This is a genomic window from Leifsonia sp. 2MCAF36 (assembly GCF_052115525.1).
Lineage (GTDB): Bacteria > Actinomycetota > Actinomycetes > Actinomycetales > Microbacteriaceae > Leifsonia.
Genome location: NZ_JBFRGV010000002.1, coordinates 75,749 through 96,798, shown reverse-complemented (window position 1 = coordinate 96,798; position 21,050 = coordinate 75,749). Strand labels below are relative to the sequence as shown.

20 protein-coding genes are annotated in these 21,050 nt (G+C 70.9%); 7 read left to right on the top strand and 13 right to left on the bottom strand.

The genetic code is table 11. The annotated features are described in order from the left end of the window. Positions 1-28 precede the first annotated feature (28 nt). Positions 29-976 (bottom strand): DnaJ domain-containing protein, encoded by a 948-nt coding sequence (locus AB4079_RS03990; protein WP_441785996.1) that lies wholly within the window; start codon positions 974-976, stop codon positions 29-31. A gap of 144 nt (positions 977-1,120) precedes the next feature. Here AB4079_RS03990 and AB4079_RS03985 point away from each other — a divergent pair, with 144 nt between their 5' ends. Continuing rightward, the gene (locus AB4079_RS03985) at positions 1,121-1,501 is read left to right on the top strand and encodes a glyoxalase superfamily protein (protein ID WP_441785995.1); all 381 of its coding nucleotides are present in this window, start codon (positions 1,121-1,123) and stop codon (positions 1,499-1,501) included. On the opposite strand, the gene AB4079_RS03980 is transcribed toward AB4079_RS03985, so the two are convergent. From AB4079_RS03980 to AB4079_RS03955, 6 genes are read right to left on the bottom strand one after another with little or no spacing between them, the layout of a single operon-like run. Continuing rightward, the gene (locus tag AB4079_RS03980) at positions 1,498-2,376 is read right to left on the bottom strand and encodes a prenyltransferase (RefSeq protein ID WP_441785994.1); all 879 of its coding nucleotides are present in this window, start codon (positions 2,374-2,376) and stop codon (positions 1,498-1,500) included. The two genes, AB4079_RS03985 and AB4079_RS03980, sit on opposite strands and share 4 nt — an antisense overlap. After that, positions 2,373-2,696: a lycopene cyclase domain-containing protein gene (locus AB4079_RS03975; RefSeq protein ID WP_441785993.1), complete on the bottom strand. Its 324-nt coding sequence runs from the start codon at positions 2,694-2,696 to the stop codon at positions 2,373-2,375. Before AB4079_RS03975 ends, AB4079_RS03980 begins: the two co-directional genes overlap by 4 nt. Beyond that, on the bottom strand, positions 2,693-3,034 hold the full coding sequence (locus AB4079_RS03970; protein ID WP_441785992.1) for a lycopene cyclase domain-containing protein: 342 nt from the start codon (positions 3,032-3,034) through the stop codon (positions 2,693-2,695). The genes AB4079_RS03975 and AB4079_RS03970 overlap by 4 nt, the downstream gene beginning before the upstream one ends. Beyond that, a complete protein-coding gene (crtI, locus tag AB4079_RS03965) occupies positions 3,031-4,623 on the bottom strand; it encodes a phytoene desaturase family protein (RefSeq protein WP_441785991.1) in 1,593 nt (530 codons plus the stop codon). The genes AB4079_RS03970 and crtI overlap by 4 nt, the downstream gene beginning before the upstream one ends. Beyond that, positions 4,620-5,591: a phytoene/squalene synthase family protein gene (locus AB4079_RS03960; RefSeq protein WP_441785990.1), complete on the bottom strand. Its 972-nt coding sequence runs from the start codon at positions 5,589-5,591 to the stop codon at positions 4,620-4,622. The genes crtI and AB4079_RS03960 overlap by 4 nt, the downstream gene beginning before the upstream one ends. Next, entirely contained in the window at positions 5,588-6,688 is a 1,101-nt protein-coding gene (locus AB4079_RS03955; protein ID WP_441785989.1) for a polyprenyl synthetase family protein, read from the bottom strand. The genes AB4079_RS03960 and AB4079_RS03955 overlap by 4 nt, the downstream gene beginning before the upstream one ends. A gap of 74 nt (positions 6,689-6,762) precedes the next feature. On the opposite strand from AB4079_RS03955, the gene AB4079_RS03950 reads away from it, so the two are divergent. Both AB4079_RS03950 and AB4079_RS03945 read left to right on the top strand, forming a co-directional pair. Then, positions 6,763-7,392, top strand: a complete 630-nt coding sequence (locus AB4079_RS03950; RefSeq protein WP_441785988.1) for a MarR family winged helix-turn-helix transcriptional regulator — start codon at positions 6,763-6,765, stop codon at positions 7,390-7,392. Positions 7,393-7,493: 101 nt separating this feature from the next. Beyond that, positions 7,494-7,835, top strand: coding sequence for a DUF7882 family protein (locus AB4079_RS03945; RefSeq protein WP_441785987.1), 342 nt, complete (start codon positions 7,494-7,496; stop codon positions 7,833-7,835). A gap of 160 nt (positions 7,836-7,995) precedes the next feature. Here AB4079_RS03945 and AB4079_RS03940 read toward each other — a convergent pair whose 3' ends face one another. Then, positions 7,996-8,907, bottom strand: a complete 912-nt coding sequence (locus AB4079_RS03940) for a sigma-70 family RNA polymerase sigma factor (RefSeq protein WP_441785986.1) — start codon at positions 8,905-8,907, stop codon at positions 7,996-7,998. Between the two features lie 313 nt (positions 8,908-9,220). Between AB4079_RS03940 and AB4079_RS03935 the strand changes: the two genes are divergently transcribed. Further along, positions 9,221-10,639 carry an MFS transporter gene (locus AB4079_RS03935; protein ID WP_441786257.1) on the top strand — a complete coding sequence of 473 codons (1,419 nt, stop codon included), beginning with the start codon at positions 9,221-9,223 and terminating at the stop codon, positions 10,637-10,639. Positions 10,640-10,654: 15 nt separating this feature from the next. On the opposite strand, the gene AB4079_RS03930 is transcribed toward AB4079_RS03935, so the two are convergent. Then, positions 10,655-11,620, bottom strand: coding sequence for a DNA topoisomerase IB (locus AB4079_RS03930; RefSeq protein ID WP_441785985.1), 966 nt, complete (start codon positions 11,618-11,620; stop codon positions 10,655-10,657). Next, positions 11,617-12,546, bottom strand: a complete 930-nt coding sequence (ku, locus tag AB4079_RS03925) for a non-homologous end joining protein Ku (RefSeq protein ID WP_441785984.1) — start codon at positions 12,544-12,546, stop codon at positions 11,617-11,619. Before ku ends, AB4079_RS03930 begins: the two co-directional genes overlap by 4 nt. 86 nt (positions 12,547-12,632) lie before the next feature. On the opposite strand from ku, the gene AB4079_RS03920 reads away from it, so the two are divergent. Continuing rightward, the gene (locus AB4079_RS03920; RefSeq protein WP_441785983.1) at positions 12,633-15,104 is read left to right on the top strand and encodes an ATP-dependent DNA ligase; all 2,472 of its coding nucleotides are present in this window, start codon (positions 12,633-12,635) and stop codon (positions 15,102-15,104) included. Positions 15,105-15,131: 27 nt separating this feature from the next. Here the strand turns inward: AB4079_RS03920 and AB4079_RS03915 are convergent, their stop codons facing one another. Together AB4079_RS03915 and AB4079_RS03910 are read right to left on the bottom strand one after the other, a co-directional pair. Next, positions 15,132-16,415, bottom strand: a complete 1,284-nt coding sequence (locus tag AB4079_RS03915; protein ID WP_441785982.1) for an MFS transporter — start codon at positions 16,413-16,415, stop codon at positions 15,132-15,134. Between the two features lie 59 nt (positions 16,416-16,474). Further along, entirely contained in the window at positions 16,475-16,918 is a 444-nt protein-coding gene (locus AB4079_RS03910; protein ID WP_441785981.1) for a hypothetical protein, read from the bottom strand. 79 nt (positions 16,919-16,997) lie between these two features. Here AB4079_RS03910 and AB4079_RS03905 point away from each other — a divergent pair, with 79 nt between their 5' ends. Then, the gene (locus AB4079_RS03905; RefSeq protein WP_441785980.1) at positions 16,998-18,548 is read left to right on the top strand and encodes a bifunctional phosphatase PAP2/diacylglycerol kinase family protein; all 1,551 of its coding nucleotides are present in this window, start codon (positions 16,998-17,000) and stop codon (positions 18,546-18,548) included. A gap of 24 nt (positions 18,549-18,572) precedes the next feature. Here AB4079_RS03905 and AB4079_RS03900 read toward each other — a convergent pair whose 3' ends face one another. Beyond that, entirely contained in the window at positions 18,573-19,745 is a 1,173-nt protein-coding gene (locus AB4079_RS03900) for a citrate/2-methylcitrate synthase (protein WP_441785979.1), read from the bottom strand. 51 nt (positions 19,746-19,796) lie between these two features. On the opposite strand from AB4079_RS03900, the gene AB4079_RS03895 reads away from it, so the two are divergent. Further along, positions 19,797-21,017 carry a citrate/2-methylcitrate synthase gene (locus tag AB4079_RS03895; protein ID WP_441785978.1) on the top strand — a complete coding sequence of 407 codons (1,221 nt, stop codon included), beginning with the start codon at positions 19,797-19,799 and terminating at the stop codon, positions 21,015-21,017. Positions 21,018-21,050: the final 33 nt, after the last annotated feature.

Sequence of the window (21,050 nt, the reverse complement as noted above, 5' to 3'; positions counted from 1 at the left end):
GCGCCACCGCGCCGGTACGGACGACAGGTCAGACGAAGCGCACGGCCTCCTGGAGACGGGTCCGGAGTTCGAAGGCCCGGTCGACGCTCTCCCGGCCGGCCGCGTTCGCCCCATCGCGGAGGACGCGCGGCAGGAGCGACCGGCGCACCAGCAGCGAACCGGAGAGGCGGCCCCGCCGCACCACGTCGAAGGGGACGTCCAGGTCGTTGTCGGGCACCACGACGATCAGGCCGGTGAACCGCACGCCCGCCTGACGTCCGAAGCTCTTCGACGCGTGGTACAGGTCGTGGAACGGCTCCTCGTCCGGCCCGATCCCGGCACCCACGACCTCGCCCTTGGCGAGCTTGACCGGGCCGCCCCAGTCGGCGGAACGGAGGGCGAACAGCCCGGCCGGCCCGAGCACGATGTGGTCGAGCTTGGCATCGGTGGCGGGATGCACGGCAACGTCGTTCCAAATTGTGAAGCCGATCCCGAGGCCGGTGACCGCGCGCGCCGTCGCCTCCTCGGCGAGCGCGACCGCGAGCAGCCGGCGGATCTCGAGCGGGGCCGAGCGGACGAGGGCGGGGTCGTACGGGTCGCGGTCGTCGGTGCCCCGGCCCATCCACTCGCGCATCAGGCTGAGGAACCGCTCGCGCGACCGGCCGCCGGGGTGCCCGTAGCTGCGGGCGCGGACGGTCGCTCCACCCGATCCTGGCCGCGACGTGTGGACGGTGGCGCTGAAGCCGCCGCCCGCCGAGTCGCCGGCGACCGCGTCGACCGTGACGGTCTCCCCCCGGTCGTACCGTGCGCGGTCGTCCGGCTCGCCGACGAGCTCCCACGCCTGCTGGAGCGCCTGGAAGGCGGCCGCGGTCCCACCGGTGTCGGGGTGTGTCTCGCGGAGCAGCCGCCGGTAGGCACGGCGCAACTCCTCGTGGCTCACATCGGGGCGGACGCCGAGCACCTCGTACGGGGTCGGCGAGGCCGGTGAGTCGCTCATCGCTCAGCTGACGCTTTCGGTTCTGGACGGTCGGAATTACGACGATAGCGCCCGCATCCGCGAAATGGCCGAATTCTCATTGCGGCCGGAAACTGTCCGCATGCGGTCATAGCGTGGTGTCAACCGAACAGAAAGGCACGGACCATGACCATCAGCGACTGGCGCATCGAGCTCATCATCGTCCCCGTCACCGACGTCGACCGGGCGAAGGCATTCTACGTGGACGCCCTCGGCTGGCACGGCGACTTCGACCAGCGCGTCTCCCCCACCCTCCGTTTCGTGCAGGTCACGCCTCCCGGCTCCGCCTGCTCGATCGCGTTCGGCGAGGGCCTCACCGACATGAGCCCCGGCACCATGAAGGGGCTGCAGATCGTGGTGCCGGACGCGGACGAAGCGCTGGCGCACCTCACCGAGAAGGGCATCGAGGCCCAGGGTGTCAACGACCTGGCCTGGGGCCGCTTCGTCGACTTCACCGACCCGGACGGCAACGCCTGGACGCTGCAGCAGCTGCCGAAGAGGGACTAGCGCACCGCCGCCCACAGGATGAGCAGGAGGGTCACGACGAACCCGCAGGCGTAGTTGATCCAGAGGAAGCGGCGCCAGCCGCGATTCGCGACGCTCGAGCCCGCGTCGGTCACCGCCCAGAACGGCGCCGCCGTCGCGATGTAGGGCAGCGCCAGCAGGGCCGCCAGCGGCCCGGGCCACGGGGTGAACAGCATGGCCACCCCGGCGAGCGCCCACGCCGCGATGGCGAGGCGGACGGTCGCGGCAGCCCCGACCGCGGTCGCGATGGAGGCGATGCCCGCGTCGCGGTCGGGGACCACATCCTGCACGGCACCGAAGGCGTGGCTGCCGATGCCCCACAGGAAGAAGGCGAGCAGCACCAGCCAGAGCTCCGGCGTGAACGTCGCGCCGGCGAGCACGAGCCCGTACAGGGCCGGGCTGACGAAGTGGACGCTCGAGGTGACCGAGTCGAGCAACGGCACCTCCTTGAAGCGCAGGCCCTTCGCCGAATACGCCACGACGGCGAACAGCGAGAACGCCAGCACCAACCACGACAGCGGGGAGCCGACGATCACCAGGTAGATCACGAACGGGACGGTCGACACGACCGCCGCGATCAGCGTGCGGCGGTGGGTCGAGCGGTCGAGGAGTGCACCCTCCGCTCCACCCTTCCTCGGGTTGCGCAGGTCGGACTCGTAGTCGAAGACGTCGTTGATCCCGTACATCGCCAGGTTGTACGGGATGAGGAAGAAGACGGTCCCGACGACGAAGGTGACGTCGACCCTGCCGGTCGTGAGCAGGGAGGCCGCGGCGAACGGGAACGCGGTGTTGATCCAGCTCAGCGGGCGCGAAACCAGCACCAGCTGCCGGATCGGGGGCGGAGCCACGGCGGTCACGACCTCGTCCCCCGGCGGCGCGTGAGCAACCAGAGGGCAGGGAGCAGCAGCAGGGCGGCGAGCGGGTAGGAGAAGTCCTCGATCGGCACGAGTCCCAGCTTGGCACCGCTGATGTGCGCGTCGGAGTAGGTCATGAAACCGGCGAGGATCATGACGTTGTCGAACACGGCGGTCAGGGCCAGCACGACGACGGCGGCGAGCAGTGTAGGAACCCACCAGTGTCGGACCAGATGCGCGCGGTCCGGGGCCCGGATCAGCGCCACCGCGAGCACGGCGGCCGCCACTCCGAGGAAGAGCAGGCTGAGCAGTGCGTACGTCATCCCCTGCTCCCCCGTCCCCGTCTGCCCGGCCGGTCCAGTAGCGCACGGCCACCGAAGAGCAGCACCAGGGTCAGGTAGCAGAGGAAGACCAGGAAGAAGAGCTCCTCCAGTGGGAATTCGGGCGCCAGCACGACGCCGGTCATGAAGCGGGAGCCGCCGCGGGCGAAGACTCCGAGGGCGATGCCGGCCGCATCCCAGGCCAGGAAGAAGACGAGCCCGAGCGCCAGCACGATCGACGCGCGACGCGCATGCCGCCAGAAGACCAGCCGGAACCGCGCATCCAGCAGCACCATCGCACCGAGCGCGACCAGAAGACACGCAAGGTAGACGACACTCACGACACGCGCTCCGCCTGCGGAGCCGGGAGGGACTCCGGAAGTGGACCAGCGCTCCGGTCCTTGCGGAGGCGCTTCACCACCAGTTCGGCGCTGATCAGGCACATCGGCAGCCCGATACCGGGGATCGTGGAGGACCCGGCGTAGAGCAGCCCGTCGACCTTCTTGGAGGCGTTTCCCGGGCGGAAGAACGCGCTCTGGCGGAGGGTGTGGGCGGCGCCCAGCGCGCCACCGCGCCAGGCGTTCAGGTCGGTGGCGAAGTCCTCGGGGCCGAGCGTGCGCCGCACCACGATGCGGTCGGCGAGGTCCGGGATACCGCCCCAGGCGGCGATCTGGGCGATGGCCGCGTCCGCCGCGCGCTCGATCGCGCGGTCACCGGCGCCGTCGACCCCGCCGGCACCGAGCGAGACGTCGGCAGGCACGGGGATGAGGACGAACAGGTTCTCGTGGTCGTCCGGCGCGACGTCGGGGTCGGTCTCGCTCGGCATGCAGACGTAGAGCGAGGCCGGGTCCGGGATGCCCGGGTCGGGCCCGTAGATCGTCTGGAAGTTCGCCTCCCAGTCGGTCGTGAAGAAGAGATTGTGGTGGGTCAGCTGCGGCAGCCGCCCGCGCACTCCCAGCAGTGCGAGCACCACGCCAGGGCCAGGGTCGCGGCGGTCCCAGGCCTTCTCCGGGTGGGTGCGCAACGCCTCCGGGAGCAGGGCGGTCTCGGTGTGGTGCAGGTCGGCGGCCGAGACGACGATGTCGGCGTCGACGGCGTGCGACCGGCCCGCCGCGTCGCGGTACTCGACGCCGGCCGCGTGCGGCCGCCGCGGGCCGTGCGTGGTGCGGATGGCTGTGACGCGCGCGCCGGTGATCAGGTGCGCGCCTGCATCCGCGGCCAGCGCGGCGATCCGGTCGATGAGCTCCGCGAATCCGCCGAGCGGGTAGCGGACGCCGTCGTCGAGGTCCAGGTGGCTCATCAGGTGGTACATGCTGGGCGCGCGACCGGGAGACGTCCCCAGGAACACGGCCGGGTAGCCGAGGACCTGCCGGAGTCGGTTGTCGGCGACGAAGCCGGCGGCGTAACGGTCGAGCGGCTCCAGCAGCAGGCGGGCGAGTCGCGGCAGGTGGCGCAGCAGGTCGGGGGCGAGCAGCGGCCGCAGGTCGGCGAACGTGCTGTAGAGGAAGCGGTCGACGGCCAGGCGGTAGGTCTCGGCTGCACCCTTCAGGTACCGGTCGAGCGCGGCGCCCGCGCCCGCCTCCTCCCGCTCGAAGAGAGCCCGGTTGGCGGCGCCGTCGGCCCGGATGTCCAGCGGTGGACGGCCGTCCTCCGAGAAGACCCGGTAGCCGGGATCGAGCGTCACCAGGTCGAGCTGCTCCCGGGTGGAGGTCCCCATCAGCTCGAAGAAGTGGTCGAACACCTCCGGCATCAGGTACCACGACGGGCCCGTGTCGAAGCGGAAACCGTCGTGCTGCCACGAGCCGGCTCGCCCGCCGAGCGCATCCTTCTGCTCCAGCAGGGTCACCGCGTGGCCCTCGCGCGCGAGCAGAGCGGCCGTCGCCAGGCCGGCGATGCCGCCGCCGATGACGGCGACGCGTCGCCCGGTCACGGCCGCTGTCCCGGTCTCGCCGCCGATGCCGGGACGATGGAGGCGGACCGCACCGGCCTGGCCCCACCGCGCGGGACGGCCGAGACGATCGTCGCGCGAGCGAGGATGGCCAGCTTCACCGCGGTCGGTACCCGTACCCGCCGGGTCAGCAGCTGGGTCGCCGGTGTCTCCCGGATCCGGTCGCTCAGCTCCGAGAACAGCCCGTGCGCTGCCGCGACCGCGCGACGGCAGTTGTCGGGCAGGTATGGGATGGCGTCGGCGGCGGCACCCAGGTCGCAGTCGATGTCGACGACCAGCGCGAGCTTCTGCCGCTCGGTCAGGTGTGTCGGTTCGATGCCCGGGAAGTAGCTGCGCCCGAGCTCCGTCCAGTCGACGGCGAGGTCGCGGAGGAAGTTGATCTTCTGGAAGGCCGCGCCCAGCCTCCGCGCCCCCACTTCGAGGCGGTGGCGCGTGTGGTCGGGAACGGGTGCGTCGGCCAGGAAGACCTTCAGGCACATCAGTCCGATCACCTCGGCCGAACCATAGACGTACTCCCGCAGCTCGTCGGAGGAGAAGTCGACCGGGCTGAGGTCCCGCCGCATGGACGAGAAGAAGGGCCGGGTCAGGTCGAACCCGATGCCCGCGGCGCGAGCGGTCACGGCGAACGAGTGGACGACGACGTTGGCGCTGTAACCGGTGCGCATGGCGCGCTCGGTGTCGTCCTCGAGCGCGTCGAGGAGCTCGCGCTGGTCGTCGAGGCTCAGCCCGGCTTCCGCCGCGGCGCCGTCCACGATCTCGTCCGCGATCCGGACCAGGGCGTAGACGTCCTCCACCTGCGGGCGGATGCGCTGCCCGAGCAGGCGGGTGGCCATCCCGAACGACGTCGAGTAGGCGTGGATGATGGTCGCGGCGCCCGCGTGGGCGGCTGCGGTGTAGGTGGCGAGGTCGGTCGGCTGTGTGCCGGCCGGGGCCTCCGGTGCGCGTGTCATGCGATCCTCCCGATACACGAGCGTGCCACGTCGGTCAGTGGTTCTGAAAGGGCGGCCGGGATGGACGGGGTGTCGAGCACTGCGATGGCGCGCTCGACATACTCGGCGAGCAGGCGCTCGACGAACCGCCGCGCGCCGCACTCCTCGAGCAAGGCGGCCAGTCGGCCGGCCTCGCGCCGGTCGAGGTCGCCGCGTCCGAGCGACGGCGCCACGTCAGACCAGCGGGCGGTGCCACGGGCGTAGGCGATGAGCGACGTCTCCTTGCCCTGCCGCAGGTCGCTCACGATGCTCTTGCCGGTGACGTCCTCGCTGCCGAACACCCCGAGCAGGTCGTCGCCGAGCTGGAAGGCGATGCCCACCAACCGGCCGTACTCGGCGAGCGGCGCCAGCACGTCCTCTCCGCCACCGGCGAGCAGTGCACCCGTCATCAGGGGTCCTGACACGGAGTACGCGGCGGTCTTGTGCTCGGTCATGGCCAGGACATCCTGAAGCGCCGGTGCGTCGGGCCCGAGCCGCTCGGCGAGGGCGACGTCGGCCAGCTCGCCCGCGGCGGTGACGAAGACACCGTGGTCGAGGATGTCGAGGAGGCGCTCGCGCGTCCACTCGTCGACCTGCACCCTGCCCAGCGTCGAGGAGGCCGCGTGGAGCAGGAGGTCGCCGGCGAGGATCGCGCCGGCCGCGCCCCAGCGGCGGCCGCGACCGCTGTCGGCGCCCCGGGCCACGGCTTCCGCCCGGAAGGCACCGGCCACGTTGGGCCGGCCGCGCCGAACCGTGTCGCCGTCGATCACGTCGTCGTGGAGCAGGAAGGCGGTGTGCAGCAGTTCGTAGGCGACAGCGGCAGTGCGCGCAGCCTCCTGGTCGGCCGCGCCGGCGCCGGCGCGGGCACCGGCGAGGCCTCGGTAGGCGGTGAGGACGAAGCGGGGACGGATGCGTTTGCCCCCGTCGGCGGCATCGCGGGCGCTCTCCCAGAGCCGTCGGTAGGACGGGTCGTAGGCCGAGGCGGCGGAGATCCGCTCCGCGAAGTGGCGGGCCAGTCGCGCATCGACCGCCGCCAGGTCGGGCTCGACAGCAGACCGGGTGTCGTGCAGTTGCGTCATGTCAACGCTCCCTTATCTAGCTTGGGTAGCAAATAACTTAGCACGCATCTTACGAATAGGAATAGGATGATCGCATGACACCGGCCCGGGACGATGCGCGACGCGACGCGCGCCGGATCTCGGCATCGCTCACCGATCCCCGCATCATCGACCCCCGCCAGGAGCTCGTCCGCCACGACGACCTCAGCGAAGAGGAACTGACGCAGATCGTTCGACTGCTCGCCGCGATGCGCGAGTGGCGCGAGGCGGACCAGCGGCTCAGCTTCGAGTCCCGCACGCACATGAAGCTCAACGAGACCGACATGCGTGCGCTCCGCTACATCATCGCCTCCATGAACGCCGACGTGCCGGTCACCGCCGGTGCGCTCTCCGATCACCTGCACATCTCCACCGCCTCCACCACGAAGCTGCTGGACCGGCTGGAGCGTGCCGGGCACGTCGTCCGTCGTCCGCATCCCACCGACCGCCGGGCGGTGACCGTCGAGATCACCCCGGAGACCCACCGGGAGGTCCGGCGGACCATGGGCCTTCAGCACGCCCGCCGGTTCGAGGTGGCGCGGGCGCTCAGCCCGCACGACCGCGAGACCGTCACGGCGTTTCTCCGGGACCTGAGTGCGACGACTCTCGCTGCGGTACCGGCGCCGGCTTCGGTTCCGGCTGCGGAGGACGATTCTCCTCCCGAAGCGGACGCGCAACGCGGCTAGCCGTCGTCGGGTGCAGAGAGTACGCCCGGGATCCGGCCCTCTGCTGTTCGCCGAGCGAATGCCGGTTCCAGCATTCCCCGGGCGTCCTGTATTTTTCTGGGATGGGCAAGCTCATCTACGGCGGGACCACCGAGATCGGATTCGAGGACCGCGTCCTCGCGCACCTGCAGATCGTGATCGGGCTGAAACTACGCCGCAAGGAGGGATTCTTCTTCTCCTGGCGGGACGAACAGAGCGTCGGCGACGGTCGCAGCGCGATCTGGATCGACCCGGCGATCCCGCTGCTGTTCCGCTACAGCGGAGGCCGCACGCCGCGCATCAACCGTGCCTGGCTCGACCAGCTGACGCTCTCGTCGAACAGCGCGCAGGGCCTGCAGCTGACCGAGGAGATCGGCGCCCTCGGCGCCGACGAGGTCGACGCCGACTCGCCTCCCGGCCGCTGACCCCCCGACGCTCGCCACGGAGGCGGAGGAGAACGCACGCGACACGCCATCCAGCGCGGGTGAATGGAGGAGAAACGGAGTCAGGGAGCGCGGATTTCCTCCCGGAGCGAAAGGACCCCGCACCGATCGGTGCGGGGTCCTTCGTCGCGTCGAGAGGCGCTCAGCGCAGGTACTCGAGCAGCTCCGGGCAGCGCAGGCGCTTCAGGCTGCGGGTCTCGAGCTGGCGGACGCGCTCACGCGTGATGCCGTACACCTCGCCGACCTCGTCCAGGGTCATCGGCTTCTGCCCGTCGAGCCCGAAGCGCATGCGCACCACCTTGGCGTCGCGCGGCGGGAGCTCGCGGAGGCGCTCCTCCAGGTCGCGGTGACGGAACTCCACCTCCACGGCCTCCGGGGGGCCCGGGAAGTCGTCGTCCTCGATGAGGTCGCCCAGTTCGGCGCCCTCGTTCTCGCCCACCGGCACGGCCAGTGAGACGGTCTCGGAGTCGCTCATCTGCAGCTTGTGCACCTCGGCTGGGTCGAGGTTCGAGGCCTCGGCCATCTCCTCCAGGGTGGGCGTGCGGCCCAGCTCGCCGCCGAGGTCGCGCCGGATGCGGTCCAGCTTGTCGATCTTCTCCACGGTGTGGACCGGGATGCGGATGAGGCGGGCCGTGTCGGCGATGCCGCGCAGGATCGACTGGCGGATCCACCAGGTCGCGTACGTGGAGAACTTGTTACCGGTCCGGTAGTCGAACTTCTCGACCGCACGCACCAGGCCGAGGTTGCCCTCCTGGATGAGGTCCATCACGGGGAGGCCGCGGCCGGCGTAGCGCTTGGCGATGCTGACGACGAGCCGCAGGTTCGCCTCGATGAAACGCTCGAAGGCGCGCTTGCCGTCGTCGGCGAGGTACTGCAGTTCGCGCTTTTCGCGCGGGGTGAGGTTCGGGCGGACGGCCAGCCGCTCTCCGGCGAGCACTCCCACCTCGATCCGCTTGGCCAGCATCACCTCTTCGTCTGCTGTCAACAGCCTCGTCCGGCCGATCGAATTCAGATAGTCGCGTACCGGATCACTGGTCACTTCGAGCGTCGTCATCGTGTCATCCCATTCAGCCCGCGTACTCGCGGGCGGCCATCGTTTCGTGCTCTCAGTTCGGGTGTCCCCGCACCCTTTCGGGGGTGTGGAGTCATCAGCAACGATAAGCAATGCACCCCTCCCACCAACAAGGGGTTGACAGTTGCGCATTATGTGAGCTACTCACTGCGCAAAGCGCACAATCGGCCATTTGTCAAGGCTCTGCCGGGTGACGCACAGGCACAATACAGTCCCCCGGGTGAGCGCACAGACCTCCTCCTCAACGAAGGGCGCGGCGTCGCTGAAGACGATCCGCACCACCATCCCGGCACGGATGGACCGCCTCCCCTGGTCGAAGTTCCACTGGCTCGTCGTCGTCGGGCTCGGCACCGTGTGGATCCTCGACGGGCTCGAGGTGACCATCGTCGGTGCCATCGGCAGCCGGCTGACGGAGCCGTCCAGCGGCCTCGGCCTGACCACCGCCCAGGTCGGTCTCGCCGCCGCCATCTATGTCGCGGGCGCCTGTACCGGGTCGCTGGTGTTCGGCTACCTGACCGACCGCTTCGGCCGGAAGAAGCTGTTCATCCTGACCCTCGGGCTGTACCTGCTGGCGACGGTGCTGACGGCGTTCTCCTTCACGCCCTGGATGTTCTTCCTGTTCCGCTTCTTCACCGGGGCCGGCATCGGCGGCGAGTACGCGGCCATCAACTCCGCCATCGACGAGCTCATCCCGGCCCGCCGTCGCGGTCTGGTCGACCTCGCCATCAACGGGTCCTACTGGCTCGGCACAGCCTTCGGCGCCGTGCTGACCGTCTTCCTCCTGAACACCGCGATCTTCCCGCCCAACATCGGCTGGCGCATCGCCTTCGGGCTGGGCGCCGTCCTGGGCCTGGTCATCCTTCTGGTCCGCCGTAACGTGCCGGAGTCGCCGCGCTGGCTGTTCATCCACGGACGGGACGAGGAGGCGGACACCCTCGTCGGGAAGATCGAGCTCGACATCGAGGATGAGACCCACGAGCGCCTGGAGACGGTGCCGGACGACAAGGGCATCACGATCCACCAGCGCCGGTCGACCGGCTTCGGCGAGATCGTGCGGACCGCGGTCACGCGCTACCCGAAGCGCTTCGTGCTCGGGCTGTCGCTGTTCATCGGCCAAGCGTTCCTCTACAACGCGGTGTTCTTCACGTACTCGCTGGTGCTGACCAAGCTGCTGCACGTTCCGGACGACCTGGCGCCGTGGGCCCTCGTCCCGATCGCCGTCGGCAACTTCCTCGGCCCGCTGCTGCTCGGCCACCTGTTCGACTCGGTCGGTCGCCGGTTCATGATCACCCTGTCCTACGTGGGCAGCGGAGTGCTGCTGGTCGGAACGGCGATCATGTTCGACGCCGGGCTGCTCGACGCCTTCTGGCTGACGGTGTGCTGGATGGTCGTGTTCTTCTTCGCCTCGGCCGGCGCGAGCAGCGCCTACCTGACGGTGAGCGAGATCTTCCCGATGGAGACCCGGGCGATGTCGATCGCCTTCTTCTACGCGATCGGGACGGCCATCGGCGGCATCATCGGTCCGATCCTGTTCGGGCACCTGATCGAGGCCGGCAGCCACGCGGTGGCGATCGGCTACTACATCGGCGCCGGTCTGATGATCGCCGCCGGGCTCGTGGAGCTGTTCCTCGGCGTCAACGCGGAGCGCAAGTCGCTGGAGGAGATCGCCGCACCGCTGTCGTCGGAGACGCCGGCTCAGCGGCCGAACCGCTGAGCCCATCCCCCGCGATCAGCTCAGCAGCTCGAGGAGCGCGGGTTCGGCGGCGCGGCCGTTCGAGACGTCGATGACCTCGCCGTTGCGGTAGCGGTCGAAGATGCGCGGGTCGATGTAGCTGTTCCGCGCGATCGTCGGCGTGTTGCCGAGCTCTGCGGCGGCCTCGTTCACCGCAGCGCTCACCCGCTTCTTCCGTTGCGAGTCCGTCCCGGCCACCCCGAGGGCGGCGAGCGCCTCCGCCGCGACGATGGTGCCGTGCAGCGTCCGGAAGTCCTTCGCGGTGAACTCGCCGCGGGTCTGGCGCCGGATGTACTCGTTGAGCGAGGCCGGCCGGATGGTGTGCCAGGTGCCCTCCTTCCACGACAGCAGGCGGGAGCGCGGGCCGCGGAGCGCCTGGATCTGGCGCAGCAGTTCCGCGAGATCGGGGTCGCTGATGGTGCTCGTCCACTTCTGGGCCGACTTCGCGGGGAAGATCAGCGTGATGTCGTCCCCGCCGATGCTCGCGTGCCGGCACAGCAGCGTGGTCAGCCCGCGGCTTCCGTTGGCGTGCAGGTACTCCTCGCTGCCGATGCGCACGCTTCCGAGGTCGATGATCCGGAACGCGGCCGCGAGGATGCGGTCCCGTCCGAACCCCTCCTGGCGCAGGTCCATGGTCACCTTGCGGCGGGCGGAGGGCAGCGTCTCGGCGAGCTGCGCGGCGCGCTCGAACTTGAGGCGGTCCTGGTTCAGCCTCCAGGAGTCGTGGTACCGGTACTGACGGCGGCCGGCCCCATCCGTGCCGACGGCCTGGATGTGCCCGCGGGCGTCCGGCGAGATCCAGACGTCCTGCCAGGCCGGCGGAAGCACAAGCGAACGGATGCGGTCCAGCTCGCGCTCGTCGACGATCCGGTTGCCCGCCTCGTCCTCATAGACGGGCCCCGAGTGGGTCATCGTCCGGTGGTACCCCGGACCGGAGGGATTGCTGCGCTTCAGGCGCGTCACGCGGGCTTCTTCGCGGACTTCTTGGCCGGTGCCTTCCGGGTGGCGGGCTTCTTCTCGGCGGTCGAGGACGACGCCTTCGAGGACGACTGCTTCGAGGTGGACGACTTCGACGACGACGACTTCGACGACGACGACTTCGACGAGCGGCTGCGCTCCACGCTGCGCTGCAGGGCCTCCATCAGGTCGATGACCTCGCCGCCGCCCTTCTTCTCCTCCTCCTCGCCGAAGGTCGCCGCCGTGTCGACGCTCTCGCCCTGCTCGAGCTTCGCGTCGATCAGCTTGCGCAGCTCCTCCTGGTACTCGTCGCTGAACTTCTCCGGCTCGAAGTCGCCGGCGAAGCTCTCCATGAGCGCGCTGGAGAGCTGCAGCTCCCGGTCGGTGATCCGCGGCGTCTGGTCGAGTGACGGGAACTCGGCTTCGCGGATCTCGTCGTGCCAGAGCAGCGTCTGCAGCACCAGCACATTGCCGCGGACGCGCAGCGCCGCGAGCCGGGTCTTCTGGCGCAGGGCGAACTCCACGATGGCGGTCCGCTCCTCGTCCTCGAGCGTCTTCCGCAGGAGCGCGTACGCCTTCAGCGACTTGGAGTCCGGCTCCAGGTAGTAGCTGCGGTCGAACATCAGGGGGTCGAGCTGGTCGTTGGGGACGAACTCCACCACGTCGATCTCGCGGCTCCGCTCCGACGGCAGCGACGCGAGGTCCTCCGGGGTCAGGATGACGGTCCGCTCGCCGTCGTCGTACGCCTTCGCGATGTGCTCGTACGGGATCACCTTGCCGTCGATCTCGCAGCGGCGCTGATAGCGGATCCGTCCGCCGTCCTCGTCGTGCACCTGGTGCAGGGAGACGTCGTGATCTTCGGTTGCGCTGTACACCTTCACCGGGACATTCACGAGTCCGAAGGTGATGGCGCCCGTCCAAATGGCCCTCATGTGCCCATCGTGTCCGGGGATCAGCGTATTTTCAAGCAGTGATCAGGGAATGCACCGGGAGGGGCGCCCTGGCGTACGGTGTGGCTATGGCCGCCCAGGACACCGAGGTCGTCGACATCGACGGTCACCGCCTCAAGCTGACCAACCTCGACAAGGTGATGTACCCGGAGACGGGGACCACCAAAGCCGACATCTTCGGCTACTACAACGCGGTCGCCGAGGCGATGATCCCGCACGTCCGCGACCGGATCGCCACCCGCAAGCGCTGGGTGCACGGTGTGGGCACACCGGAGGACCCGGGGCAGGTGTTCTTCCACAAGGATCTGGACCCGGCCTCCACGCCCGACTGGGTGCGACAGGCGACGATCGAGCACTCCTCCGGCCCGAAGAGCTACCCGCTGGTGAACGACCGGGCGACCCTGATCTGGCTGGCGCAGATCGCGTCGCTGGAGATCCACGTTCCGCAGTGGCGGGTCGGACCGGGCGGCGAGCGCCGCAATCCCGACCGGCTGGTGCTCGACCTCGACCCGGGCGAGGGCGTCACCCTGACGGACTGTGCGGAGGTCGCGCGCCTGGCCCGCGTCATCCTCACCGACATGGGACTCGAGCCGTTCCCTGTCACCTCCGGCTCGAAGGGCATCCACCTCTACGCGGCACTCGACGGCTCGCAGACCAGCGACCGGGTCTCCGCCGTCGCCCACGAACTGGCGCGGGCACTGGAGGCCGACCATCCGGACCTGATCGTCAGCGACATGAAGAAGTCGCTGCGCGCCGGCAAGGTGCTCGTCGACTGGAGCCAGAACAACGGTGCCAAGACGACAATCGCGCCGTACTCGCTGCGCGGCCGGTTCCGGCCGACCGTCGCGACGCCGCGCACCTGGCGGGAGCTGGCCTCGAAGGACCTGCGGCATCTCGACTACCTCGAGGTGATGGATCGGCTGAAGCGGCGCGGCGACCCGCTGGAGGAGCTGTCCGCGGGCGCGGGAGGAGCGCACGGCTCAGCGCATCCTTCCGAGCCCGACCGGCTCTCCACCTACCGGTCCATGCGCGACGGGGAGAAAACGCCCGAGCCGGTGCCCGCCGACCGGCCGACGGCAGGAGAGGGACGCTCGTTCGTCATCCAGGAGCACCATGCCAGGCGGCTGCACTGGGACTTCCGCCTGGAGCGGGACGGCGTGCTGGTCAGCTGGGCCCTGCCGAAGGGCACACCGACCGACCCGAAGCAGAACCACCTCGCCGTGCACACGGAGGACCACCCGCTCGAGTACGGCGGCTTCGCCGGCGACATCCCGCACGGCGAGTACGGCGCCGGCCACGTCGATATCTGGGACCACGGCGACTACGAGCTGGAGAAGTGGCGCGACGACGAGGTCATCGCGACCCTGCACGGCCAGCCGGACGGCGGACTCGGCGGTGTGCCGCAGAAGTTCGCGCTCATCCGCACGGCACGCGACGGGGACGACAAGAACTGGCTGATCCACCGGATGAAGGCGGACGGCGACGCGGAGGCCGCCGGGCACAAGCAGGCGGTCGGGCACGAGGTCGCGCCCACTGCGTCGCGCGCCACCCGCACACCCGGACCAGCCCTCACCGACGCTCCCGTCTCCCCCATGCTGGCGACCCTCGGCTCGTCGGCCGAGATCACCGACGAGGACGAGTGGGCGTTCGAGATGAAATGGGACGGCATCCGAGCCGTCGCCGAGGTGCGCGGCGGACGGCTGCGACTGACCACGCGCAACGGCAACGACGTCACGGTGACGTACCCCGACCTCGCCGGGCTCGTCGACCTCGCGGGCGATCATGACCTCGTCCTCGACGGCGAGATCGTCACGCTCAACCCGCGGGGCCGGCCCGACTTCGGGCTGCTGCAGACCCGCATGGGGCTGACCCGGCCGGCCGACATCCAGGCCGCGCTGAAGCGCGCGCCCGCCCACTACATGGTCTTCGACGTGCTCGAGATCGACGGGACCAGTCACCTGCGCGAGCCCTACGATCGGCGGCGCGAACTGCTGCTCGACGTGCTCCGGCCCGGCCGGAACGATCCCGTGCAGGTGCCGCCGGCCTTCGACGGCGACCTGGAGCACGCTGTCGTCTCCAGCAAACAGCTCGGTCTCGAGGGCGTCATGGCCAAGCGACGCGATAGCACCTACTCCACCGGCCGCCGCTCCCGCGCCTGGATCAAGATCAAACACCACCTCGCGCAGGAGGTCGTCATCGGTGGATGGACGCCCGGCAACGGCCGGCGCGCGAACACCATCGGCGCCCTGCTGCTCGGCATCCCGGACGGCGACACGCTCCGCTACGTCGGCAAGGTGGGCACCGGATTCAGCGACCGGGCGCTCGACGACCTCGCCGCGAAGCTGGGGGTGCTGGAGCAGAAGGAGCGCCCCATCGAGGGCGTGCCCACGGCGGATGCGCGCGGCGCGCACTGGGTGCGACCCGACCTCGTCGGTGAGGTCGAGTTCGCCGAATGGACCGGTCCGGGCCGACTGCGGCAGCCGTCATGGCGGGGTCTGCGGCCCGACAAGCGACCCGACCAGGTCGTGCGCGAGTCCTGAGCACGGCCGCCGGTCTGCGCCCGCGATTCAGGGCGTCGGCGCGAGCGCGTCGTAGCGGCGGAACGAACCCTGGACTCGCACGATGGTCGCCACCAGGACCACGATGAGCAGCCCGCCCAGCAGTGGCGGGAACCACAGCGCTCCCGTCAATGCCAGCACCCCGATGTAGAGATCGCCGAGGCGCGGGCCGCCGGTGACGACGACGGTGAACACGCCCTGCAACCGCCCGCGCATCACGTCCGGAGCCGACGCCTGCAGGATCGTCATCCGGAAGATGGAGCTGACGTTGTCGGCGGCGCCGGACGCGGCCAGCATCAGAGTGGCGACGAGCAGGGCGGGCAGGTTGGCCTGCGCGAACGAGGCACCGCCGCCCGCGGTCCCGGTGAAGGCCACCACCGCGAGCACGATGCCGAAGCCGAGGATGCTGGCGCCATAGACGACGATCGCCCTGCCCACCGCCCGGCCCTGCCACCGCACACTGCCGAGCCGACCCGAGAACACACTGGACACCAGGGTCCCGACGGCGCCCGCGGCGGTGAGGATGCCGACGGTCATCGGTCCGCCGCCGATCAGCAGGGCCCCGACCGCCGGGAACAGCGCACGCGGCTGCCCGAACGTCATCGCGATCACATCCAGTACGAACGTCATGCTGAGGTTCGGCGCGGTGCGGAGGAAGCGCAAGCCCTCCAGCACGGACGCGAGCCCGGCGCCCGTTCGCTCCCCCTCCGGCACGATCGACGGGAGCGTGAAGATGCCGAGGAACGCGGCGGTGAAGAGCACCGCATCCACCGTGTACGTCCACGGGATGCCGACGGTCGCGACCAGCAGGCCCGCGAGCGCCGGGCCGACGGTCACCATCACGCCCATGCTGATGCCGCTCAGCGCGCTGGCCGCCGGCAGCAGGCGCACCGGCAGCAGCCGGGGGGTGATCGCCTGGCGGGTGGCCCCGATCATGACGCTGGCGACGGCGTTGATCGTGGTGATGATGTAGAGCGGCCAGACGACGGGGATGTGCATCCAGGCGAGCAGCGCGAGCGCGGCGGTCGACAGCCAGGCGACGATCGCCGTGACCAGCGCCACCTTCCGACGGTCGAACGCGTCAGCGAGGACACCCCCGTACAAGCCGAAGACGATCATCGGGACGAGCGCGAACAGCGCGACAAGCGCGACGGCGAGGGTCGAATGCGTGAGGTCGAAGATGTGCAGCCCGACCGCCACGATGGTCATCTGTGAGCCGATGCCCGAGATCGCGCCACCCAGCCAGAGGCGCGCGAAAGGCGGCGACTCCCGGAGCGGAGACAGGTCGACCATGTGCCGGCGGCGCGGCACGGTGGGTGCGGGGTCGGCGGTGCGGTCCGCCGGGTCCCCGCTCAGAACCGCGGCTGCTTGCTGAGGCGGACCGCGGCGGCCGAGAACACCACGCCCCCCAGCATGATCACGACGGTGATCGCCTGGAGCAGTACCTGGAAGAACGGAGCGAAGGGCGTGACCGAGACCCAGAGCCAGAGGATGGCGCCGATCAGCGTGATCACGTAGCTGAACGTCCGGCGGGCGTAGAGCGCGTTGAGCGCCACGACGGTGGCTGCGACGCTCACCTGGAAGAACGGCAGGAACGAGTCGGAGTTGCCCGTCCAGGTCGCGACGAGACTCCAGATGCCGATCACCAGGGACACCAGCACCACGAGGGTGGCGAGGAGGTTGCCGAGAGCGCTCGGCAGGGTGGTGCTCAGGCTGCGGACGAGAGTGCCGTGCTCGTCGCTGCCGACGACCTCGCGCTCGTGCTCGATGGGCTGGGAGATGACGTGCGTGCTCACGACGATGATCCTACCGCCCGCCGGGAGACCGCGCAGGCGACGCTCCATCGCAAAAGACCCCGCGGCGTACATTGACGGCATGGCCTCGCCCCGCCGCCGCAACCGCTCGCGCATGCCGCTCCCCGCCCGCATCAAACGAATGGATGCGCGGGTCGCGTCGCGCATCAACGCCCGCACCACGGGCGCGGTGTCGGACGGCTTCTGGCGCGGCCTGACGCTCGCGGCGAACCACGGCAAACTCTGGTTCGCCGCCGCGGCGGTGCTGCTGGCGCTCGGGCGACCCAGGGCGGCGGTCCGCGGGCTCGCGTCGCTCGGGCTCGCCAGCCTGGTCGCCAACCTGGTCGGCAAGCGCCTGGTCGGCGGCGACCGGCCGGCGCTCACCTCCATCCCTTTCGCCCGACGGCTGGAGCGCACCCCGACATCGCCGTCGTTCCCGTCCGGCCACACGGCGAGCGCCGCCGCGTTCGCGACCGGTGTCGCGCTGGAGTGGCCCACCGCCGGCGGTGCGCTCGCGCCGCTCGCGGCGGGGGTCGGCTACTCGCGGCTGCACACCGGAGCCCACTGGTTCTCCGACGTCGCCGGAGGGGCTGCCATCGGAGCCGGCGCCGCCCTGGCGCTCAAGGCGGTCGCACCCGCGGTCGCGCCTGCGGTGCGCCGCGATCCACCGACGGCGCGGATGCTCGACCTCCCCGCGACCGAGACGGGCGATGGCGTGTTCATCGTCGTCAACCCGGGGTCGGGTCGGGGCCTCGGGCGTCCCGAGCCCGGTCCGCTGCTGCGCGAGCGTCTGCCGCGGGCGCAGATCCACGAGCTGGCCGACGGGGACGACATCGCCGACGTGGTCGCACGGCGGCTCGATTCGGAGGACCCGCCCCGGGTACTCGGCGTGTACGGCGGCGACGGCACCGTCGCCGCCGTGGCGCAGCAGGCGCGAAAAGCGGACCTGCCGCTCCTGGTATTCCCGGGCGGCACGTTCAACCACTTCGCGAAGGCGGCACTGCTCGACTCCGTCGATGCGACCCTCGACGCGCTGGCCGCCGGAAGCGGACGGGAGGTCGATGTGGCCGACCTCGGCTTCGCCGACGGCACCGAGCTCACGGTCCTGAACACCGCCTCCGTCGGCATCTACCCGTCTTTCGTCGAGGAACGCGAGAAGCACGAGCGCCGGCTCGGCAAACCGATCGCGGCCGTGCTCGCGGCGATCCGGGTGGTCCGGCGCGGGAGCCCGCTCCGCGTGGAGATCGACGGCGTGGCGCGCGACGTCTGGTCGGTGTTCGTCGGCGTCGACCGGTACTACCCCGTCGCGGTGGCGCCGATCGAGCGCCGACGGCTCGACGATCACCTGCTGGATGTCCGCATCCTGTTCGCCGACGGACGACCCCGCACGCGCGGCGCCGTCGCGCTGGCCTTCGGCGGGCGGACCGATGCGCTCGTCGCCCGGCTGCCCTTCCTCCAGGGGCCGCCGGCGCTGGAGGCGCGGACCGTCGAAGAGATCACGATCGCGGCTGCCGGGGAGGATCCCGGCTACGCGCACGACGGCGAGGCATCGACCGAGACCCCCGGCGAGCAGAAGAAGCTCACGATCCGGGTGCGGCCTTCCGCCGTGCGGGTGTACTCGCCGCGGGCGTGAGACCCGGGCGGGTGCGACCGCGCCTCACGATGCCGCTGGCACCTTCGCCGGCAGCGGGACGGGTGCGGCCGGCCCCACGTACCGGGACGACGGCCGGAGGATCTTGCCGTCGGCCGCCTGCTCCAGGATGTGCGCCGTCCAGCCGACCACGCGCGCCGCGGCGAAGGTCGGGGTGAACATCTCGCGCGGGATCCCGCACAGCTCCATCACGACCCCCGCGTAGAACTCGACGTTGGTGTGCAGCTCTCGTCCCGGCTTCAGCTCGGCGAGCAGCTCCTGCACGCGCCGCTCCACCTGCACGGCGAAGTCGACGCGCGGACCGCCGAAGCCCTGCGCGAACTCGCGCAGCATCCGGGAACGCGGATCCTCCGTCCGGTACACCGCATGCCCGAAGCCCATCACCCGGCCGCCCTCGGCGAGCGTGCGCCGCACCCACTCGTCCGTGCGGTCGGGCGTGCCGATCTCGTCCAGCGTGTCCAGCGCGCGGCTCGGTGCGCCGCCGTGGAGCGGCCCGGACAGCGCGCCCAGCCCGCCGCCGACGGCGGAGGACACATCGGCTCCCGTCGAGGCGATCACCCGCGCGGCGAACGTGGAGGCGTTGAAGCCGTGATCGATCGCGGCCGTCATGTAGGCGCTGAGCGCGCGCTCCTGGTCGACGCTGGGAACCCGTCCGGTCACCAGGTACAGGTAGCCGGCCACGTGGCCGAGGTCGTCGCGCGGCTCCAGCGGCTCCCGGCCCGCGGCGAGCGCGTGCAGGGCTGCGAGCAGCACGGGCGTGACGGCGGCGACACGGATCGCGTCGCGCATCCGCTCGTCCGGCGTCGCGTCGTATACCGGCCGGGCGCGATCGGCCGCGGCGACCGCCGCGAGCGCCATCCGGAGGCCGGCCAGGGCGTCGCCGCCCGCGGTCAGGCCCGCGATCCCCGGCAGCAGGGCCCGGACGTCGTCCGGGATGCCGCGCGCGGCGGCGATGCGGGCGCGGAAAGCGTCCAGCTCGTCGGCGCTGGGCAGCGTGCCGAAGAGGAGGAGGTGCCACGCCTCCTCGAACGTCCGCTCGCGCGCGAGGTCGACCGCCGAGTACTGCCGGTAGTGGTAGAAGCCCTCGTGCCCGCGCACGTCGCCCAGCTCCGTCCGGGCCGCCACCACGTTCGTCAGGCCGCGCGGGACGTCGATGAGGGTGTCGTCCATCCTGTCCATACCGGTAGTGTGAACTGGATGTAACACGTCGTCAACGTTGATCGGATCAACATGGATGCACTCCCCCGGCTGACCGCCGAGCAGACCGCCGACCGCCTCGGCGTCAAGCTGGAGACCCTCTACGCGTACGTCGCCCGAGGGCGGCTCCGACGGGAGCGGACGGCTGGCGGTTCGAGCTTCGACCCGCTCGAGGTGGAGCGGTTCGCGGCGACCCGTCGTCGGCGTCCGGCGCGCGACTCGGGCCACTCGGACGGACGACCGCTGATGGTGATCGAGACCGGGTTCGCCCTCATCGAGGACGGCGAGCTGTCGTACCGCGGCCGTCCCGTCGAGGAGCTGGTCGCAGAACCGTTCGAGACGGTGGCGCGCTGGGCGCTCACCGGAGAGTGGGATGCGACGGCACGGTTCACCCCAGGGGCCGGGCTCGACGCTGCACGTGCCTCGGCGGCCGCGCTCCCCGCGGCGGCCGGCTCCCGCGACCGGCAGGTCGTCGCGGTGACCGCCCTGGCGGCGGCCGACCCGCTGCGCGCCTCGCTCGACCCGGCGGTGGTGGCGTCCGCGACGGAGCGCCTGGTCGCCGGGATGGTCGAGGTGCTGCCCGCTGCAACACCGGAGGGAGCCGAAGCGGGGACGCTCGCCGGGCGCCTGTTCCGGCGGCTGACCGCAGTGCGCGGCAACCGCATCCCTCTTCCGCCCGACATCGCGCTCCTGAATTCGGCGCTCGTGCTGCTCCTCGACCACGACATGGCGGTCTCGACGCTCGCCGCCCGGGCCTCCGCGTCCGCCCGGGCCACCCCGTACGGCGTCGTCACCGCGGGCATGGGCGCCCTCGACTCGCCCCTGCACGGCAACGCGAGCCGCGCCGCCCACCAGCTGCTGGAACGCGTCGCCGATGGCGCCGACCCCGCCCGCGCCATCGCCGACGCCGTGGTCACGACGCACGGCCCGGTTCCGGGGTTCGGCCAGCCGCTCTACCCCGACGGCGACCCGCGGGCGCGCATCCTGCTCGGGATGCTGTCCGCCGACCCGCGCCACGCGTCCACGATCGCCGCGGTGGATGCCGTCGCACGCGTCATCGGTGAACGCACCGGTGCGCGTCCCAACGTCGACCTCGCGCTGGGGGCCCTCACCCTGGCGGCGGGGATGCGCGACGACGCGGGCGAGGTCGTCTTCGCGACCGCGCGCACCGTCGGCTGGATGGTCCATGCCCTCGACGAGTACGCGCAGCCCCCGCTGCGGCTGCGCCCGGTCGGACGCTACGTCGGGCCGTGAGTCGCATCCATGGGACGCAACACGCCGTCATCG

What these genes read in the sequence shown, in the direction of transcription:
- AB4079_RS03990 (WP_441785996.1), bottom strand. Translation starts at nt 976, where the DNA reads ATGAGCGACTCACCGGCCTCGCCGACCCCGTACGAGGTGCTCGGCGTC.
- AB4079_RS03985 (WP_441785995.1), top strand. Translation starts at nt 1,121, where the DNA reads ATGACCATCAGCGACTGGCGCATCGAGCTCATCATCGTCCCCGTCACC.
- AB4079_RS03975 (WP_441785993.1), bottom strand. Translation starts at nt 2,696, where the DNA reads ATGACGTACGCACTGCTCAGCCTGCTCTTCCTCGGAGTGGCGGCCGCC.
- AB4079_RS03960 (WP_441785990.1), bottom strand. Translation starts at nt 5,591, where the DNA reads ATGACACGCGCACCGGAGGCCCCGGCCGGCACACAGCCGACCGACCTC.
- AB4079_RS03955 (WP_441785989.1), bottom strand. Translation starts at nt 6,688, where the DNA reads ATGACGCAACTGCACGACACCCGGTCTGCTGTCGAGCCCGACCTGGCG.
- AB4079_RS03950 (WP_441785988.1), top strand. Translation starts at nt 6,763, where the DNA reads ATGACACCGGCCCGGGACGATGCGCGACGCGACGCGCGCCGGATCTCG.
- AB4079_RS03945 (WP_441785987.1), top strand. Translation starts at nt 7,494, where the DNA reads ATGGGCAAGCTCATCTACGGCGGGACCACCGAGATCGGATTCGAGGAC.
- AB4079_RS03940 (WP_441785986.1), bottom strand. Translation starts at nt 8,907, where the DNA reads ATGACGACGCTCGAAGTGACCAGTGATCCGGTACGCGACTATCTGAAT.
- AB4079_RS03935 (WP_441786257.1), top strand. Translation starts at nt 9,221, where the DNA reads ATGGACCGCCTCCCCTGGTCGAAGTTCCACTGGCTCGTCGTCGTCGGG.
- ku (WP_441785984.1), bottom strand. Translation starts at nt 12,546, where the DNA reads ATGAGGGCCATTTGGACGGGCGCCATCACCTTCGGACTCGTGAATGTC.
- AB4079_RS03920 (WP_441785983.1), top strand. Translation starts at nt 12,633, where the DNA reads ATGGCCGCCCAGGACACCGAGGTCGTCGACATCGACGGTCACCGCCTC.
- AB4079_RS03915 (WP_441785982.1), bottom strand. Translation starts at nt 16,415, where the DNA reads ATGGTCGACCTGTCTCCGCTCCGGGAGTCGCCGCCTTTCGCGCGCCTC.
- AB4079_RS03905 (WP_441785980.1), top strand. Translation starts at nt 16,998, where the DNA reads ATGGCCTCGCCCCGCCGCCGCAACCGCTCGCGCATGCCGCTCCCCGCC.
- AB4079_RS03900 (WP_441785979.1), bottom strand. Translation starts at nt 19,745, where the DNA reads ATGGACAGGATGGACGACACCCTCATCGACGTCCCGCGCGGCCTGACG.
- AB4079_RS03895 (WP_441785978.1), top strand. Translation starts at nt 19,797, where the DNA reads ATGGATGCACTCCCCCGGCTGACCGCCGAGCAGACCGCCGACCGCCTC.